Origin of the sequence: Nocardia sp. NPDC047038 (assembly GCF_040644075.1) — a bacterium.
Lineage (GTDB): Bacteria > Actinomycetota > Actinomycetes > Mycobacteriales > Mycobacteriaceae > Nocardia > Nocardia sichangensis.
The window spans coordinates 1,233,110-1,250,524 of the sequence record NZ_JBEYVQ010000001.1; the positions used below are offsets into that span (position 1 = coordinate 1,233,110).

The 17,415-nt window shown below is 71.0% G+C and carries 15 protein-coding genes; 8 read left to right on the forward strand and 7 right to left on the reverse strand.

Going from position 1 to position 17,415, the window contains the following annotated elements; translation table 11 throughout:
• Nucleotides 1-33 precede the first annotated feature (33 nt).
• On the reverse strand, nt 34-231 hold the full coding sequence (locus ABZ824_RS05985; RefSeq protein ID WP_355070929.1) for a hypothetical protein: 198 nt from the start codon (nt 229-231) through the stop codon (nt 34-36).
• 257 nt (nt 232-488) lie between these two features.
• On the opposite strand from ABZ824_RS05985, the gene recC reads away from it, so the two are divergent.
• From recC to ABZ824_RS06020, 7 genes are all read left to right on the forward strand, one after another.
• Nucleotides 489-3,857: an exodeoxyribonuclease V subunit gamma gene (gene recC, locus ABZ824_RS05990; RefSeq protein ID WP_356961895.1), complete on the forward strand. Its 3,369-nt coding sequence runs from the start codon at nt 489-491 to the stop codon at nt 3,855-3,857.
• Nucleotides 3,858-4,053: 196 nt separating this feature from the next.
• Nucleotides 4,054-7,443 (forward strand): UvrD-helicase domain-containing protein, encoded by a 3,390-nt coding sequence (locus ABZ824_RS05995; RefSeq protein WP_356961897.1) that lies wholly within the window; start codon nt 4,054-4,056, stop codon nt 7,441-7,443.
• A complete protein-coding gene (recD, locus tag ABZ824_RS06000) occupies nt 7,440-9,329 on the forward strand; it encodes an exodeoxyribonuclease V subunit alpha (protein ID WP_356961899.1) in 1,890 nt (629 codons plus the stop codon). The genes ABZ824_RS05995 and recD overlap by 4 nt, the downstream gene beginning before the upstream one ends.
• Nucleotides 9,330-9,375: 46 nt before the next feature.
• Nucleotides 9,376-9,849, forward strand: a complete 474-nt coding sequence (locus tag ABZ824_RS06005) for a sigma-70 family RNA polymerase sigma factor (RefSeq protein ID WP_356962470.1) — start codon at nt 9,376-9,378, stop codon at nt 9,847-9,849.
• Nucleotides 9,849-10,460: a methylated-DNA--[protein]-cysteine S-methyltransferase gene (locus ABZ824_RS06010; protein ID WP_356962471.1), complete on the forward strand. Its 612-nt coding sequence runs from the start codon at nt 9,849-9,851 to the stop codon at nt 10,458-10,460. Before ABZ824_RS06005 ends, ABZ824_RS06010 begins: the two co-directional genes overlap by 1 nt.
• A complete protein-coding gene (locus ABZ824_RS06015; protein ID WP_356961901.1) occupies nt 10,457-11,254 on the forward strand; it encodes a 2OG-Fe(II) oxygenase in 798 nt (265 codons plus the stop codon). Before ABZ824_RS06010 ends, ABZ824_RS06015 begins: the two co-directional genes overlap by 4 nt.
• A gap of 5 nt (nt 11,255-11,259) precedes the next feature.
• Nucleotides 11,260-11,508 carry an Ada metal-binding domain-containing protein gene (locus ABZ824_RS06020; RefSeq protein WP_356961902.1) on the forward strand — a complete coding sequence of 83 codons (249 nt, stop codon included), beginning with the start codon at nt 11,260-11,262 and terminating at the stop codon, nt 11,506-11,508.
• Between the two features lie 106 nt (nt 11,509-11,614).
• Here the strand turns inward: ABZ824_RS06020 and ABZ824_RS06025 are convergent, their stop codons facing one another.
• Both ABZ824_RS06025 and ABZ824_RS06030 read right to left on the reverse strand, forming a co-directional pair.
• Nucleotides 11,615-12,649 carry a cytochrome d ubiquinol oxidase subunit II gene (locus tag ABZ824_RS06025; RefSeq protein WP_356961904.1) on the reverse strand — a complete coding sequence of 345 codons (1,035 nt, stop codon included), beginning with the start codon at nt 12,647-12,649 and terminating at the stop codon, nt 11,615-11,617.
• A gap of 3 nt (nt 12,650-12,652) precedes the next feature.
• Nucleotides 12,653-14,071, reverse strand: a complete 1,419-nt coding sequence (locus tag ABZ824_RS06030) for a cytochrome ubiquinol oxidase subunit I (protein WP_356961905.1) — start codon at nt 14,069-14,071, stop codon at nt 12,653-12,655.
• Nucleotides 14,072-14,275: 204 nt separating this feature from the next.
• Here ABZ824_RS06030 and ABZ824_RS06035 point away from each other — a divergent pair, with 204 nt between their 5' ends.
• Complete coding sequence (locus ABZ824_RS06035) at nt 14,276-14,488, forward strand: hypothetical protein (protein ID WP_356961907.1); 213 nt, start codon at nt 14,276-14,278, stop codon at nt 14,486-14,488.
• Between the two features lie 109 nt (nt 14,489-14,597).
• Here the strand turns inward: ABZ824_RS06035 and ABZ824_RS06040 are convergent, their stop codons facing one another.
• From ABZ824_RS06040 to ABZ824_RS06055, 4 genes are all read right to left on the reverse strand, one after another.
• Complete coding sequence (locus tag ABZ824_RS06040; RefSeq protein WP_356961908.1) at nt 14,598-15,092, reverse strand: DUF1360 domain-containing protein; 495 nt, start codon at nt 15,090-15,092, stop codon at nt 14,598-14,600.
• Nucleotides 15,093-15,421: 329 nt separating this feature from the next.
• Entirely contained in the window at nt 15,422-15,721 is a 300-nt protein-coding gene (locus ABZ824_RS06045) for a hypothetical protein (RefSeq protein ID WP_356961910.1), read from the reverse strand.
• 22 nt (nt 15,722-15,743) lie between these two features.
• Entirely contained in the window at nt 15,744-16,163 is a 420-nt protein-coding gene (locus ABZ824_RS06050) for an Hsp20 family protein (RefSeq protein ID WP_356961911.1), read from the reverse strand.
• A gap of 377 nt (nt 16,164-16,540) precedes the next feature.
• Nucleotides 16,541-17,167 carry a hypothetical protein gene (locus ABZ824_RS06055; protein ID WP_356961912.1) on the reverse strand — a complete coding sequence of 209 codons (627 nt, stop codon included), beginning with the start codon at nt 17,165-17,167 and terminating at the stop codon, nt 16,541-16,543.
• Nucleotides 17,168-17,415: the final 248 nt, after the last annotated feature.

Genomic DNA, 17,415 nt, shown 5'->3' on the forward strand with positions numbered 1-17,415 from the left:
GTGGAATTCGATCGTCACCGCCGGCCAGGCACGTCAGCGGAAGGCGGCGCGCAGTTCCTCGACGGTGCGTCCGTTGAGCCGGTAGCAGTGCTCGAAGGCCTCGGTGTGCCGGTCCCTCGGCCAGGAATGCAGGACTACGGTGCGACCGTAGTGGCGCGAGTTGATCAGGTCCCAGCGGTCACCGATCCGGCGGACCGTGAATCCGCCTTTCGGAAGCAGGGGAATCACCATCGCATCCATAGAACGCGAACCAGCCTTTCGGTGCAGCTCTCTCGTTCCGCCCCGGTGCAAGCTCTCCTCCCCGGTGCAGCACTGTCGCACATCGCCGCGGCGGCGCCCGCGTGACACGTCGGAGTAATCCGTTCTGGTGTGGTCTATTTCACTGGACTCCGGATGGGGCGGTGCGATTGCACGTCGGTCGCTGGGCGTATAAACGTGCACGAAGTCCGAGGCCGGGCAGCCGGACACCACCGATCGAGAGGGCGCAGATGCCGCTGCACATCCACCGTGCCGAGCGCGCCGACGTCCTCGCCCGTGCGCTCGCCGGGGTGCTGGCGTCGCCGCAGGAAGACCCGTTCGCGGCCGAGGTGGTCGCGGTGCCGGCGAAAGGCGTGGAGCGCTGGCTGACGCAGACGCTCTCGGGAGTGCTCGGCGCGGGCGGAGCGGCCGACGGTGTGTGCGCCAACATCGCCTTCCCCTCGCCTTCCGCGCTGGTCGCGGAGGCGCTGGCCGCGGCGAGCGGGGTGGCGCAGGCGGAGGATCCGTGGGCGCAGGAGCGGGCGGTGTGGACGCTGCTGCGGGTGATCGACGCCTCGCTGTCCGAGCCCTGGTGCGCGGTGCCCGCCAGGCATCTCGGCGCAGGAGACGCCACGGGCGGCGAGCACCGCGCCGGACGGCGTTACGCGACCGCGGCACAGGTCGCCGCGCTGTTCGACAGTTACGCCGCTCAGCGTCCGGCGCTGATCACCGAGTGGGCGGCGGGCCTCGACACCGATGGCGCGGGCGCTCCGGTACCCGACGACCTGCTCTGGCAGCCGATGCTCTGGCGCGGGCTGCGCGCCGAGATCGGGGCGCCGAGCCCGGCCGAGCGGCTCGACGCCGCCTGTGCCCGGTTGCGTGCGCGTCCGGATCTGGTCGCGCTGCCGCCGCGATTGTCGCTGTTCGGCGTGACCCGGTTGGCCGGCGACCAGTTGGCCGTGCTGTCGGCGCTGGCCGCCGGCCGCGACGTGCACCTGTGGCTCGTGCATCCGAGTCCGGTCCTCTGGTCGACCCTGAGCGAGCTGCCCCCTGCCCGCACGCGCGCCGAGGACCGCAGCGCCACGGCGGTCACCCATCCGCTGCTGGCGGGACTGGGGCGCGACGTCCGGGAGTTGCAGCAGCGGTTGGCCGCGTCCGCCGTCACCGGAACCGACACCTATCATCCGATCAGCGAACTCGATGACGTTGCGGCACAGCATGATTCGTCCATGACCTTGCTGCGTGCGCTACAACGGGGTATCCGGGACGACCAGTGGCCCCCGGCGGCGGGGCAGGTCGGCGCCGACGGCACCGTGCAGGTGCACGCTTGTCACGGCCCCGCACGGCAGGTGGAGGTCCTGCGGGAAAGCCTGCTCGGGCTGTTCGCGGCCGACGAGACGCTGGAGCCGCGTGACGTGCTGATCATGTGCCCGGAGGTGGAGGCGTACGCGCCGCTGGTGCGCGCGGCATTCGGGCAGCGCGCGCCGGGATCGCCGGAGACGCAGAGCGATTCGGAGCATCCGGCGCACCGCTTGCGGGTGCGCCTGGCCGACCGGGGACGCGGGGTGACCAATCCGCTGCTCGCGGTCATCGCAGTGCTGCTCGAGCTGGCCGACGGCCGCGTGACGGTGACCCAGGTGCTCGATCTCGCCGCCGCCGAGACGGTCAGGCGCCGTTGCGGGTTCGATGACGACGACATCGAGCGATTGCGCGAGTGGGCGGCCGAGTCCGGGGCGAGGTGGGGCATCGGGCAGCGTCAGCGCCAAGCGTTCGGGCTCGCCGATTTCGCGCAGAACACGCTGAACAGCGCGGTGGACCGGATCCTGCTCGGGGTCACCGCTGGCGAGACCTCCGACGATTGGCTCGATCTCGCGCTGCCCTTGGACGACGTGGACAGCAACGACGTCGATCTGGCCGGACGCTTCGCGGAGTTCGTCGACCGGCTCGCGGTGTGCCTGCGCGACCTGCGCGGCCCCCGTCCCGCGCACGAATGGGCGGCCGCGCTCGGCCGCGCGCTGGATCTGCTGACCGACGTGCCGGACGCGCAGGCCTGGGTGCGTACCGAGGCCAGGCAGGAACTCGCCGCCGCCACCGACCACGCGGGCGAGGTGTCGTTGCGGCTGGCCGACGTCGGTGTGCTGCTGCGTTCGCGGCTGGCGGCGCGCCCCACGCGGGCCAACTTCCGCACCGGCGAGCTGACCGTCTGCACGATGGTGCCGATGCGGTCGGTGCCGCACCGGGTGGTGGCGCTGCTCGGCCTGGACGACGAGATGTTCCCGCGGGCGAGCGCCGCGGACGGAGACGACGTGCTGGCCCGCGAACCCCTACTGGGCGAACGCGATCCGCGCAGCGAGGACCGGCAGCTGCTGCTGGACGCCGTGCTCGCGGCGCGGGACACGCTGCTGGTGTTCCACACCGGCGCCGACCCGGTCAGCGGGGCGCACCGGCCGCCCGCCGTTCCGGTCGCCGAGCTGCTGGACGCGCTGCGGGCCCACGTCGGCGCCGCGGCGATGCGCTCGGTGGTGACGCGGCATCCGCTGCAATCCTTCGATCGCCGGAATTTCCGGGCCGAGCAGCCGTTCAGTTTCGACACGGTGGCCCTGGCCGGCGCGCACGCGGCCGATGGACCCGCGCTGCCGCGTCCCGGATTCTTGGCCGCGCCGCTGCCCGCCGCGCAAACGGCGGATGTCGCGCTGGCCGATCTGATCTCGTTCGTGGAGCACCCGGTGCGCGCTTTCCTGTGGCAGCGGCTCGGTCTGCGGGTTCCTGAGCACGACGAGGACATCGCCGACCGGCTGCCCATCGAGCTGGACGGCCTGGCCAAGTGGGAGCTGGGCGAACGCCTGCTCGCGGCCCGCCTGACCGGCGCGGATCCGGCCGGGCTGCGGGCGGCGGAGTGGCGGCGCGGCACGCTGCCGCCGTTCGGATTCGGCGCCGCCGTGCTCGACGAGGTGGAGCACACCGTGGACCGGTTGGTGCGCGCCGCACAAGCGGACTACGCGGGCCCGGCGCGCGCGGTGGACATCGCGGTCGACCTGGGCAACGGGCGGCGGCTCACCGGCACCGTGCCCGAGGTGCGCGGCGACACCCTGGTCCGCACCACCTTCTCCCGGCTGGCCCCCAAACACCGGATCGGAGCGTGGGTTTCGCTGCTGGCGCTGACCGTCACCGAGGACCGTTCCTGGCGGGCGGTGAGCACCGGCCGCGGCCAATTCGGCCGTCCGACCTGGCGCTGCGAGCTCACCGCACCCGACGCGCCCGCGGCCGGGGAGATCTTGCGCAGGCTCGTCTCGCTGCGCGACGAGGGCCTGACCGAACCGCTGCCCGTCGCGCCCGCCGCCACCGCGGTATACGCCGAACGTCGTTTCCGCGGCGCGAGCACCGACGACGCGATCGCGGCGGCGGAGCGCGAATTCAACGGCGGCCCCAACGGTCCGGGGCCCTTCGGCGATCACACCGACCGCCACCTTCGCTACGTCTGGGGCCCGGCGCCCCGGCTCGAAGACCTCATGGCCGCGCCCGCCGCGGCGGGCGAACCCGGCGAGAGCACCCGCTTCGGCGCGCTGGCCCGGCGGATGTGGGCCCCGTTGCTGGCCGCGGAAAGCCAGGGCCAGCCGTGACCGATCGCGAACCGACGCGGCACGTGACACCGGAATACGCCGCCGCGGCGCGTGTCGGTCGCCGGTGGGCGGCCGGGGGCGCGGCAGAATGTCAGCCCGGACAGTCGTTTCGGGTCCGTGTGACGTGGCCGGTCACCAGGACGAGCGCGACGTCCGCCGAGTGTGTGACCACCGGCCGCGCAAGAGGGAGGCGCACATGACCGTGCAGGAAACCTCCTTCCCGGCAAACGATTTCGATGCGGCCGCGTTCGAACCGTACGGACCGCTGCCAACCGGCACGACCGTGCTGGAGGCCAGCGCGGGCACCGGCAAGACCCACGCCATCGTCGGTCTCGCCGTGCGCTATGTCGCCGAAGCGGGTGTCGAGGTGTCCCAGCTGCTGCTGGTGACCTTCAGCCGCGCGGCGACCCAGGAGCTGCGGGAACGCACCCGCGACCGATTCGTCGCCGTCGCCGCGGGATTGACCGACCCGGTCGCGGCCAGGGCGCACGCCGACGAACTGGTCCGGCACCTCGCGCAGGCCGGCGAAGACGAGGTGCGTTCGCGGCGGCGACGGTTGCTGACCGCCCTGTCGGATTTCGACGCGGGCACCATCGCCACCACGCACAGCTTCTGCCAGCGCATGCTCGACGAACTCGGCCTCGCGGGTGAACACGACCCGGGCACCAGGCTGGTGGAGACCGTCGACGATCTCGTCGGCACCGTCGTCGACGATCTGTATCTCAACCGCTACGCGCGCGGGGAACCGCCGTTCTCGGTGAAGGAGGCCCGCACGCTCGCGCTGGCCGCCGTGCGGGACCGGCATGCGGCGCTCGAGCCCGACGGCGAGACCGGCGAGCGGGTGGCGTTCGCCCGCGCCGTACGCGCGGAGACCGAGCGCCGCAAGCGGCTGGCCGGGCTGCGCGACTTCGACGACCTGCTGGTACTGCTGCACGATGTGCTCGCCGACCCGGAGCACGGCCCGCGCGCGTGCCGTCGCATCCGGGCGCGCTACCGCGTCGCCCTGGTCGACGAATTCCAGGACACCGACCCGCTGCAATGGGACATCTTGCGCAGATCGTTCCACGGGCATGCCACGTTGGTGCTGGTCGGTGATCCCAAACAGGCGATCTACGCCTTCCGCGGCGCGGAGGTGCTCAGCTACCTGGACGCGGTGGCGCACGCCGACGTCCGCAAAGAACTCACCACGAACTGGCGCAGCGACGCCGGACTGCTCGCCGCGCTGGATCACCTGCACGGCGCGGCGGCCCTGGGGCACGAGGAGATCCGCGTCTATCCGGTCGCCCCGACCAGACCATGGTCCCGGTTGTCCGGACCTTCCGAACTCACCACGCCGCTGCGGGTCCGGTGCCTACCGCGCACCGGCGCGGGACCGCTGAACAAATCCGGCTTCCCGGCCGTCGGGCGCATGCGGGCCAAGGTCGCCGACGATCTCGCCACCGATATCGTGCGCCTGCTCGAATCCGGTGTACAGCTGGATGGGAAAGCGGAAACGGTACTGTCCGAAACCGATTCGATCGCGGCGGTCGACACGGCGCGCAGGCCGATCGGACCGGGCGACATCGCGGTACTGGTGCGGACCCGCTCGCAGATCGATGTGGTGCGTGCGGCGCTGGACCGCGTCGGCGTCGCCTCCGTGCTCGCGGGCGGTATCAGCGTCTTCGCGACCGACAGCGCCACCGACTGGCTGTGGGTGCTGCGGGCGCTGGAACAGCCGCATCGCGGCGACCGGGTGCGGCTGGCCGCGTGCACACCGCTGTTCGGTGTGACCGCGGCCGAGATCGACAGTGAGGGAGCCGATCTGGTCGGCCGGGTGAGCGCTCAGTTGCGTGAGGCGGCGCGGCTGTTCACCCGCGCGGGATTCGCGGCCGTGTTCGAGAAGATCGCCACCGAAACCCGCCTGGCGCCGCGGCTGCTCGCCGTGGAGAACGGGGAGCGGCAGCTCACCGACCTGCGGCACCTCGCGCAATTGCTCGACCAAGTCGCGCTCACCGAGGGACTCGGGCTTACCGCGCTGACCCGGTGGCTGGCCGACCGCGTGCGCGATCCCGCCTCCGGCGCCGTCGCCGACCGCAGCCGCAGGCTCGACCGGGACGCCGCCGCCGTCCAGATCGCCACCGTGCACGCGAGCAAGGGACTCGAATTCCCGGTGGTGTACCTGCCGTTCGCCTGGGACAGCGCGAAGAACCCCTATCCGGCGACGTTGCTGTTCCACGCCGACGACGGTGCGCGCGTGCTGGATGTCGGCGGCGCGGACGCTCCCGGATACGCCGAACGCAAGGCGCGCAGCGAAGCCGAGGAGGCGGGGGAGGAACTCCGGCTGCTGTACGTCGCGCTCACCCGCGCCATGTGCCAGATCGTCGCGTGGTGGGCGCCCGCGATCACCACCGCGGCGTCGCCGTTGCACCGCATGGTGTTCGGCCGCGCCGATCGTGGCGCGGCCGTCGCCGCCCGAGCCGCGGTACCCGCGGACACCGTTGCCGCGCAAATGCTTACGACGTGGGCGCAGGACGCGGGCGCGGCGATCTCGGTGACGGCGGTGGCCGGGACCGACGGCGTCGCGATCCGGCGAGCGCGCACCGGGCCCGCGCCCGGCGCACTGGCCGCGGCCCGCTTCGACCGGGCGCTGGACCAGCAGTGGCGGCGCACCTCGTACTCGGCGCTGACCGCCTCCGCGCACGGCCCGGCGGCGCCCGAACCCGACAGCGAACCGGAGGGCGCGCCGGGGCCGGGCGACGAGCCCGCGGGCGCCTCCCTCATCGGCGCGGCGGAGCCGGAACCGTCGGGCGCGGCGTCGCTGATGAACGCGCTGCCCTACGGCGCGGAGTTCGGCACTTTGGTGCACGGCGTCCTGGAGCGGATCGACACCGGTCGTCCGGATCTGGCGGCCGAGGTGCGCGATCGGTGCCGCGAGGCGGTGGGCGAACTGATGGCCGATGTGGATACCGAAGTGCTCGCGATGGCGCTGCTGGCGGTGCTGCGTACTCCGCTCGAGGGTGGCTGCCTGGCCGGCATCGCCCCTGGCGACCGTCTCAGCGAACTCGAGTTCGAATTGCCACTGGCGGGCGGGGACCGCGTCGGCGCCACCGCGGCGACCCTGCGGCGCGTCGCCGAGTTGCTGCGTGAGCACCTTTCGGTCGACGACGACTTGTTCCCCTACGCCGAACAGCTGGCGGCGCTCGAAGACATACCGCTGCGCGGTTACCTGACCGGCAGCATCGACGCCGTGCTCCGCGTCGCGGGCGACGCGCACCCGCGATTCGTCGTCGTCGACTACAAGACCAACCGGCTCGGCACGGGTGATCTCACCGTCGCGCACTACACCCGCGACCGCATGGCCGCGGAGATGCTGCGTTCCCACTATCCGCTGCAAGCGCTGTTGTACTCGGTCGCGTTGCATCGATATCTGCGCTGGCGGTTGCCCGGCTACGACCCGGCCCGGCATCTCGGCGGAGTCCGATACCTGTTCGTGCGCGGCATGATCGGACCGGAGACGCCTGCGGGCTGTGGCGTCTTCGACTGGCATCCGCCCGCCGATCTGGTCGTGGCGCTGTCGGCGCTGCTGGCAGGGGAGGCGGGGCGGTGACCTCGATCCAGGTGGCGCAGCGCGGAACCGGTCTGCTGCGCACGTTCAACGAGGCCGGTGTGCTCTCGGCCGCCGACGTGCACGTGGCGCTGCGGTTGGGTCGGCTGGGCCGGGAATCGTCGGAGCCGGTGCTGTTCGCCGCGGCGCTGGCCGTGCGGGCGGTGCGCTCCGGCTCGGTGTGCCTGGAACTGCACCGGATGCGGGAGATCGGCGTCGACGCCGACGAGAACTGGGACGCGGGCATCGATCCGGCGACGCTGCCGTGGCCGGACATCCCGGCCGTGGTCGCCGCGCTGCGGGTGAGTCCGCTGGTGCGCGGTGGACCGGCGGGTCCGTTGCGGCCGCTGCGACTCGTCGAATCCCAGGGGCCGGGCGATTCCGGTCCGCTGCTCTATCTCGATCGGTACTACCGGCAGGAGCAGACGATCCGGCGGGTGCTCACCGAGCGCTCCGCACACCATCCGGTGGTCGCTCCCGGCATCGTGCGCCGCGAACTGGACCGGTTGTTCGACGCGTCGGCGGGCACGGCGCCGGATCGCCAGCGCCTGGCCGCCGCGCTCGCCGCGACACATTGGACCACCGTGGTCGCGGGCGGGCCCGGCACCGGCAAGACCCACACCATCGCGCGGATCATCGCCTTGCTGTCCGCGCACCGCGAGACCGAGCCGAAGTTGCCCGCGCTGCGCATCGCGCTGGCCGCTCCCACCGGGAAAGCGGCGGCTCGCCTCCAGGAAGCCGTTCGCGAGCAAGCGATTTCGCTCGGATTGCCCGAACTCACCGCCGCCACCTTGCACCGGCTGCTCGGCTGGCAGCGCGGCCGCAGTACCCGGTTCAAGTACCACGAATTCAACCGGCTGCCCTACGACGTGATCGTGGTCGACGAGACCTCGATGGTCTCCTTGACCATGATGAGCAGGCTGCTGGCCGCGCTGCGCCCGGACACCCGCCTGGTCCTGGTGGGCGACCCCGACCAGCTCGCCTCGGTCGACGCGGGCGCGGTGCTCGCCGACCTGGTCGCCGGACCCGTCGCGGCCACCCCGAATCCCGTGCTCGACGAGATCCTCGGTCCGGAGGCGACCGGCGAGCACGCCGAGGCCCTGACCGCGCTGGAGCGCACCCGCCTGCGCGGCGGCATCGTCCGGCTGACCCGGGGCCGCAGGTTCGGCGGACGGATCGCCGACCTGGCCGTCGCGGTGCGGGCGGGGGACGCGGACGCCGCGCTCGAGCTGTTGCGCGCGGGCGGCGACGAATTGTCGCTCAGCGCGCCCGACGAGCTGACCGCGGTTCGCGCCGACGTGGTGCGGGCCGCGACGACGGTGACCGCCGCCGCCCTGGACGGCGACGCGACGGGCGCGCTGCACGCGCTGGAAACGCATCGCCTGCTGTGCGCGCACCGGCAGGGGCCGTTCGGCGTGGAGCGCTGGGACCGGATGGGCGCGGAGTGGGCCGCCGCCGCGGGGGCGGGCCCCGATTCGCAGCAGGCGCCGTGGTATCCCGGACAACCGCTGCTGGTCACCGCGAACGATCACGAGGCGCGGATCTACAACGGTGACACCGGCGTCGTCGTGCGGATGCCCGACGGCTCGCTGCGCGCGGCGCTGCAACGCGGCAGCGAACCGTACCTGGTGCATCCCACGCAGTTCCCCGCGGTCGTCACCGTCTTCGCCATGACCATCCACCGCAGCCAGGGCAGCCAGTACGACACCGTCTCCGTCGTCCTGCCCGAGCCCGAATCCACCTTGCTGACCAGGGAATTGCTGTACACCGCGATCACCAGGGCACGCCGCCACGTCCGGATCATCGGTACCGAGGAGTCCATCCGCGCTGGCATCGCGCGGCGGGTGCTGCGCGCCAGCGGACTGTCGCGCCGGGAAGGGCCCCGATGACGGGATCTCACATTCGCGGCGCCCGCGGCGTCTACCTGGTGTGAGCCTGCCCCCGTTCGAGGAAATAGTGGCCGAATACGGCCCGATGGTGTTGCGCGTCTGCCGGGCGGTGCTCGGCCCGTCCGACGCGGCCGACGCCTGGTCGGAAACGTTTCTCTCCGCGTTGCGGGCGTTTCCCGGCCTTTCCCCGGACACGAACATCGAGGCATGGCTGGTCACCGTCGCGCATCGCCGCGCGATCGACGTCGGCCGGGCGCTGACGCGCGCTCCCGTCCCGGCAGAGACGTTGCCGGAACGTCCCGCCACCGCCCCCGGACCCGCCGACTACGACCCCGACCTATGGGCCGCCCTGCGGGCACTGCCGACCAAGCAGCGCCAAGCGGTCGCCTACCACTATCTGGCCGGGCTTCCCCACGCGGAGATCGCCGAATTGCTCGGCAATTCTCCGGACGCCGCCCGCCGCGCCGCCGCGGACGGCCTGAAGACCCTGCGCAAGCTCTACCCGAAGGACGAATCATGATGGCCACCCTCGATCACGGTGACGGGTTGTCGCGCGCGCTGACCCCGGACGCCGACCTGCTCGCCACGCTGCGCGCGCGACTGACCGCCGAGGCCGACGCCGCGGGCCTGCTCGATGTCGCCTACCGCCTGCTGGAGACCCCGGTGGGGACGTTGCTGCTGGCCGCGACGCCCGCTGGACTGGTCCGCGTCGCCTACCCGACCGAAGACCACGACGCGGTACTCGCCACACTGGCCGCGCGGATCAGTCCGCGGATCCTCGCCGCGCCCGCCCGCTTGGACGTGGCGGCCCGGCAGATCGAGGAATACTTCGCGGGCCACCGGACGCATTTCGACCTGCCGCTGGATCTGCGGCTGGCCGCCGGGTTCCGCCGCCAGGTTATCGAGCACCTGCCCGCCATCGGCTACGGACAGCGCGCGAGTTACGGCGCGGTGGCGGCGGCCGTCGGGAACCCGCGCGCGGTGCGCGCCGTCGGCTCCGCCTGCGCGCGCAACCCGCTGCCGGTGGTGATCCCGTGCCACCGGGTGGTACGCGGGGACGGGTCCATCGGACAGTACGTCGGCGGCGTCATCGCCAAGCACGCGCTGTTGGATCTGGAGGCGGCGGCATGAGCGAGCCGAGCACCGGAACCGTTGGGGACGGTCACCGCGCGGAGCGTCGTGCCGGGCCCGCTCCCGTCCCGGGGCGGGCCGAAGCCGCCGCCCTGGCGGATCGCGTCGACGCCCAGCCTTGGCGGACGCTGCTCGCGGAAGTCGACGCGCACGGCTGCGCGGCGACCGGGCCGATTCTCACTCCGCAGGAGTGCGCCGAATTCACCGCCATGTGGGACGACCTGACCCGGTTCCGATCCACCGTCGACATGGCGCGCTATCGATTCGGCGAAGGCACTTACCGCTATTTCGCGCATCCGGTGCCCGATCCGATCATGGAACTGCGGGCGGCCTTCTACCGAAAACTGTTGCCGCTGGCACGTTCCTGGGCCGATCGCCTCGGCGACCCGGTTCCGTGGCCGGAGGAGTTCGGTGATTGGCTCGACATCTGTCACGCCGCGGGGCAGACCAAGCCGACTCCGATCCTGCTGCGTTACCACGCCGGTGACTGGAACGCCTTGCATCGCGACCTGTACGGCGAGCTGGTCTTCCCGCTGCAGGTCGTCATCGGGCTGGACCGGCCGGGGATCGACCACACCGGCGGGGAATTCCTGCTCGTGGAGCAACGCCCGCGCGCTCAGTCGAAAGCGACCGTGTCGGTGCTCGAACAGGGGCACGCGTTGGTTTTCACCACCCGCGATCGGCCGACGCCATCCAGTCGCGGCTGGTCCCGCGCCCCGATCCGCCACGGCGTCAGCCGCGTGCGCAGCGGTGTGCGGCACACTCTCGGTCTCGTGCTGCACGACGCGGAATAACCATCGTGTACACCTTGCTCGACGGCGACGGCCGACCCTATCGGAGCATCGTCCCCGCGCGATACGGCGGCCACCGTCGCAGCCGCATCTACGGCCGTCTGGACTGCCCTTCGGCGCTCCGTGCGCTCGCCAGGGGCGCCTACCGCACGCATCGCGTCTTCTTCGCGACCGAATCCGACGCGATCTCCGCTGGCTACCGGCCTTGTGCGGTCTGCATGCCCGGGCGGTACGCCGCGTGGAGGAAAACGCGCTGATCGCGGATCGCGCCAGAGCCCGCAGCGCCGATTCGAACAGGGGCCAGTTGCTGTGCGGGTCCTGCCGCCAGCAACCCCAGGATCTGGTGCCGCTGGGGCGGAGTAGCTACGCCTGTTCCGGTGCGCCGGTACGCGCGGGCTCGTCACGGACCCACGCGTCGGTCTGGGTGAGCCAGAACAGATAGGCCAGGGCGGGCAGGACCGTGACGGCAGCGACGGCGACGACGGCGAGCAGCCCCACCAGGGTTGCTCGTGCACCGGCGGCATCCGCGATGAGCACCTGATCGACGAGAATCCATGGTGTCTGCGCGACGGCCCACCCGATGACGATCGCGGCGACCGCTACCGTCGCGGGAACGCGCGCCCACCCGAATCGGCGGCGGTACACCAAGGTCAGGGTGAGCACCCCCGCGGCCGCTGAGACCGCGATGAGCGGAAGGGCGCGCCCGAGGAGTCCGGCACCGAGGGTAGGTGCGTCGTGACGGATCGGCGCGATCGCCGCGATCGCGACCGCCCCGGTCACGCCACCGACGATCAGTGTGCGCAGGCGCAGGTATCCGGCGAGGGCGTCGTCGCCCGAGCGCGCGGCGTCGGCGGTGAGGAAGACGCCGGCCAGGAATGCGGACGTCCCGACCGCCAGAACACCGCCGAGAATCGAGGTCGGATTCAGCCACGACCGCAACCGGTCGCCGTACCCGTCGGCGGGCACCCGGCCGGAGGCGATCGCGCCGACCGCGGTGCCGAAGAAGAACGGCGTGATGAGCGACGCGCCCGCGAACAAGGCGCCGAACAAGCGCGCCTGGCGCAGCGTCGCGGAGTACTTGCGGAACGCGAAATTCGCCCCGCGCAGCACTATTCCGAGCAGCGCCAGGCTCATCGGGATGAACAGGGTGGTCATGACGGCGGCGAACACCGCAGGGTAGGCGGTCCAGAGAAACACCAGAATATAGATCAGCCACACGTGGTTGGCTTCCCAGACCGGTCCGATGCTGTGGTCGATGAGCACTCGCAAGCGGCTGCCGCGCCGGGGTCCGCCCGCGGTCAGGTCCCAGAATCCGGAGCCGAAATCCGCGCCGCCGAACAGCGCGTAGAGCACCACCCCGGTGAACATCGCGGTCGCGACGACGTCCGAGAGATCCATCGGTCACGGCTTTCCGACGCTGCGGGCGCGCTGCGCCTGGTCGACCGGCGACGCGCCCGGTCCGTAGGGGGCGGTGATGGTCGCGGTGCCGGTGCGCCAGCGCCGCGCCATGGAACGCAGGACGACGATCGCGCCCACCGTCATCCCGGCATACACCAGCAACACGCTGACATAGGTCCACCACAAGCCGGTGCTCGTGCTGGCGGCGTCGGTGGTGCGAAGGACCCGCCAGACCGTCCACGGCTGACGGCCCACTTCGGTCGCGATCCAGCCGCATTCCAGCGCCAGGATCGCCAACGGTCCGGCGGCCACCGCCGCGCCCAGGAACCAACGTTCGGCCAACGGGTCGTGGCGCCGCCAGCGCAGCAGCCAGAACACGATCACCATGAGCGCGAGCAGGGTGCCGATGGCGACCATGGTCTGAAAGGCGAGGTGGGTGACGTTGACCGGCGGCCGATCCGCCACCGGTACCGAGTCCAATCCGGGTACCGGGGCGGTCAGCGAGTTGCGGGCGATGACGGAACCCAGCCGGGGGAGTTCGAGCGCTCCCCGCACCTCTCCATCGACGAGAACGCCGCCCAATCGCAGCGGGGCGGGCCCTTCGGTGGTGGCGGCCAGTTCGAACGCGGCCAGCTTCGACGGTTGCGTATCGTGCACCCGCATCCCCAGCACGTGCCCGAGGAGTGGTTGGGCGAGCGCGGCGACGGTCGCAAAGACGAACGGGACCGTGAACCCGAGCCGGTGATGAGGGTCGCGACGTCCACGCAGCAGACCGGCGGCATAGACGCCGGACACGAGGAATCCGACGACCATGAAGGCCCCGACCCACATGTGCGCGAACTGCAGGTACACCCCGCCGTTGAACATCGCACGCCACGGATTCACCTCGGTCACCTCACCGTCGGCGAGCCGGAATCCGGTCGGGTTGTTCATCCACGCGTTGACGCTGACCACACAGAAGGTGCCGACCACCCCGGCGGCCCCCATCGGCACGAGCATGGCAAGGTGGCGGCGCGGCGGCATGCGACCCCACCCGTAGAGGTAGATGCCCAAGAAGATCGCTTCGATGAAGAACGAAAGCCCTTCGAAGGCGAACGGCAAGCCCAGCACGTCGCCGAAGCGGCCCATCAGCCCCGGCCACAAGAGCCCCATTTCGAAACTGAGCACCGTTCCGGAGACCGCGCCGATGGCGAACAAGATCGCCGACACCGTCGCCCACCGCTTCGCCAAGCCCAGTGCCACGGGGTCGTCGTCAACGATGCCACGGCGATGCACGACGTAGATCATGGCGGGAAAGGCGACGCCGAAACAGGCCAGCACGATGTGCCAGCCCAGTGAGAACGCCATCTGCTGGCGTGCGGGCAGCAGGCCGGGCGGCCCTTCGCCCGACGCCTGGTAGAGCGCGACGAGCGTGCTCGACACGATGCGGGCCCCTTTCCCTCGGTCTCGACAGCCGCATGCCTGCGCCACGCACGCTCGGCTCTCAGCCGGGGTATCCCCTTCGCGCTGTATCAAGCCTGGATCACACCTACCGCCGATGACGACTACGATTGCCTCGCCTACTGACAGCAACGTCCATCCCGACCTGCACACCGGCGCCGCGGAACTGCCGCGCTGGCAGCACGGATGTGTGGCTACACCGCCATCCGCGCCCCCGGCTACAAGACACTCACCGCTGGGCAACCGGTCGTGTTCACGGCCGCCGACACCAACCGCGGACCCGAAGCCACCCAGGTGCTGACCTACACCCGCACCCACACCACCCCCGCGCCGCACGACCTGCCGCGACCGCATCGATCCAGCCGCCGATGCCGATTGCGGCTGCGGCCGGGGCGATAGCCACAAACCTTGTGGCTGCAGCGGGCCCGCCCGCACCGAAGATTTCGACGGTGCGGGCGGGTCGCTCCCAACCAGGTATCGCAGGATGGCGGCCCATGTAACCGCTTCGTCAGCCCAGCAGCGCCGGGTGTTCGCCCTCGGCGATCTGCTGAGCGGTGGCATATGCGAGGTGCAGGAAATCGGCGCCTGCCAAGGCGGCCGCGGCGTCGGTCAGCACGCGCGTCATCCGCGGCGCGAAAACGTGTCCGATGGTCAAACCGGTGATCGCCCATACGTCGAAACAGAACGGGCAGCTGAGCAACTCACCGATGCTGCGCCCGATGCCGTCGGTCGCCTTCGGCTCCTCGGCCACCTCTCCGGGCCCACCGTCAGCTGCGACCGGTCGCGTGAACGCTGCGCGTACCGGAGCCGTCACCGCGGCCTTCGTCCCCAAGCGGGACAGCTTGTGCGTGGCGAACGCGGTGACCACCAGATCACGGATGGTCATATCGCGCGGAAGCTTGCGACCTGTCGCGTTCCCGAGCAGTGCGACCACCGCCACTGCGGTCGCGTAGGCAACCATCGTGGCGGCATAGCCACCCACGGGACGAGAGTTGTCGGTCACCGCCGGAATTCCGCGGGCATATCGTGAACGATCAGAAGCGCGCGTCGCATCACAGCCTCCTCTTGGCACCCTGACGAATCTCTTCCGGCCTACCCTGGCCGCGGCCCGGCAAACCGCCGGGGGAGTCGGGGGAGGGGTCTGCGGTCCCTCCCCCGATCAGGAGAAGAGTGACGGGACTACGAGAGGTTGTTCCTGCGGCGAGCTGTCATCCCTGCGTGCCACATGGTGTGGCGGTGCGCGTGGAGCAGATGTTCGCTGGTGCTCGCAAGCGCCTGGTACAGGGGGCGACCGCCTCGCCGCGGAACCGGTTTCTCAGTGGAATGCTGGCATCACCTCCTTCTTCCGAACTCCGTCACTGTGCGGTGGCGGTTGCGCGGAGGACCGCGTTCGGTGGCAGGCCCCGCTTCGGGGTGCCACCCGTGCGTCCCGAGCGTGTCCCGGCCGGGACGGGGGCTCGAGGCGCGCCGCGGTCCCGGCGCGGGCATGGACGGGTGCGCCCGCCCGCGTAACCGGGCCCCTGCCTCGCACAGGATCGCGTCCACCTCGGCGAACAATCGTTCGAGGTCGGGATCCAGCAGCCAGGCGTCGCACTCGTCGAGTGACCGCGGACGTACAGCCGAATCGGGCATGACGACGTCTCCCGTCCCGGGTTCAGGCGTCGATCGCCTTGTGCCCGTTGCCACGAGCGACCTCGATCTTGCGCGGCTCGGGCCGGTCTGCCAGCGGGATCGTCAGACGGAGCACGCCATCGGCGTAGTCGGCGCGGACCTGGTCGACGTCGAGGTCGTCGCCGAGGAGCAGTTGGCGGCTGAACTCGCCGCGAGGCCGCTCGGTGGCCACCATCTCGCGACCGGCGTCGAGTTCCGGCCTGCGCGCGCGAACGGTCACGACGTCGCGCTCGACATTCAGGTCGAGAGAATCCCGATCGATGCCGGGCGCGTCGATCTCGACGACGAACTGGTCGCCCTCACGCCAGGCGTCCATGGGCAGGACCGCCGGGTGGGCCGCTGTGCCGAACACCTGCTGCGTCCAACGTTCCAAATCGCGGAACGGGTCAGTGCGCATCAGCATGGTCGTCACCTCCAACTCACTCTATTCTGCATAGAACGAATCAGATAAGTTGTGCCATTGGACACAGATTTCTTATAGCACTGATTTGAGTGTCGCGCAAGTACCCGGTCGAGAAACCCGGCAGACAGCCAGTTCCCGCCCGTTGTCGCACATCCGCAGGCGCGGCTCTGCGCCATCCCCGTCGGCGTGTCCGGCGTATGGGACCCGGAGCCGAAGCCGCCGTCCACCTCATGTCGGCCGAACGCGTGGCTGGCGCAACACACGATGTGATGCCGCGCTGCGACGGTCCTGCCTTGCGGATCCGGGGTCGGCGGCCGGCGAGGAATGTGTCGCCCTCGCCCCCGCCGGTCCGAGTCGATGTACCGACCTGATGCGGATCAGCTCGCGGCTCGGTCCGGGAAGCGGAGTACGAGACCAGCGTCCCAGGCGCGGTCGATGATGTCGGCGATATCGATGTCGCGTATGCCGCCGAACGCGGGGCCGGCGAACAGTTCGTCGATGTAGCGCAGGATGTGCTCGGCCACCGTGGATTCGACCCGGCCGACGCCTCCGGCGAGTCGGGATGTGAGGTCGCGAGCGCGCACCCTGATGGTGAGGTCTTCGGCGTGGACCTCGTCGGTCCGGAGGAACAGTCCGCAGGGTTCGCGGGGAATCAACGCGAGCCGGATCAGTACGCGGGCCGCGCCGATGTATCGCAGCGTTCGACCGGGCAGGCGGACGCGCAGGTGCAGCAGGATCGGCACCGCGATCGTCATATCCCAGGGTCCGCAGTCGCATCGCACGGCGTGTACGGGTCCGGCTTCGGCGATCGCGGTGGCGCGCACGAGTCCGTTCAAAGCTACCGGCACCGGCCCGATCTCGATGCGCTCACCCACGATCCGCGCGACGACGTCGGCGATTCGTTCCGGAGTTGCCGCGGCACGTAACACCCTGTCGGCGAAGTCCCTGCGCGACAGAACGTTTGCCGGCGCGCTGCCGGGTGCCGTGTCGTGATGTTCGGCCATGTCGCTACCTCCGTCGTGCGCGGTGACCGGAAGACGGGTGGATACACCGCAGGTACGTGGCATCTACCCCGTCGGCGCGATCTCAATCGAGCGAGCCGCCGCACCGGCTACGGCGGCTGACCAGCCGGTGCCCGATCGTTTGGGCATGTGCGAAGGGGGTACGGCCCGAACACATTTGCTCGCTCCGCCGACACACAGGTAGGCAAGTGGCCTGGGCGGATCACATCGGCGCGAGACGGGCCGCTACC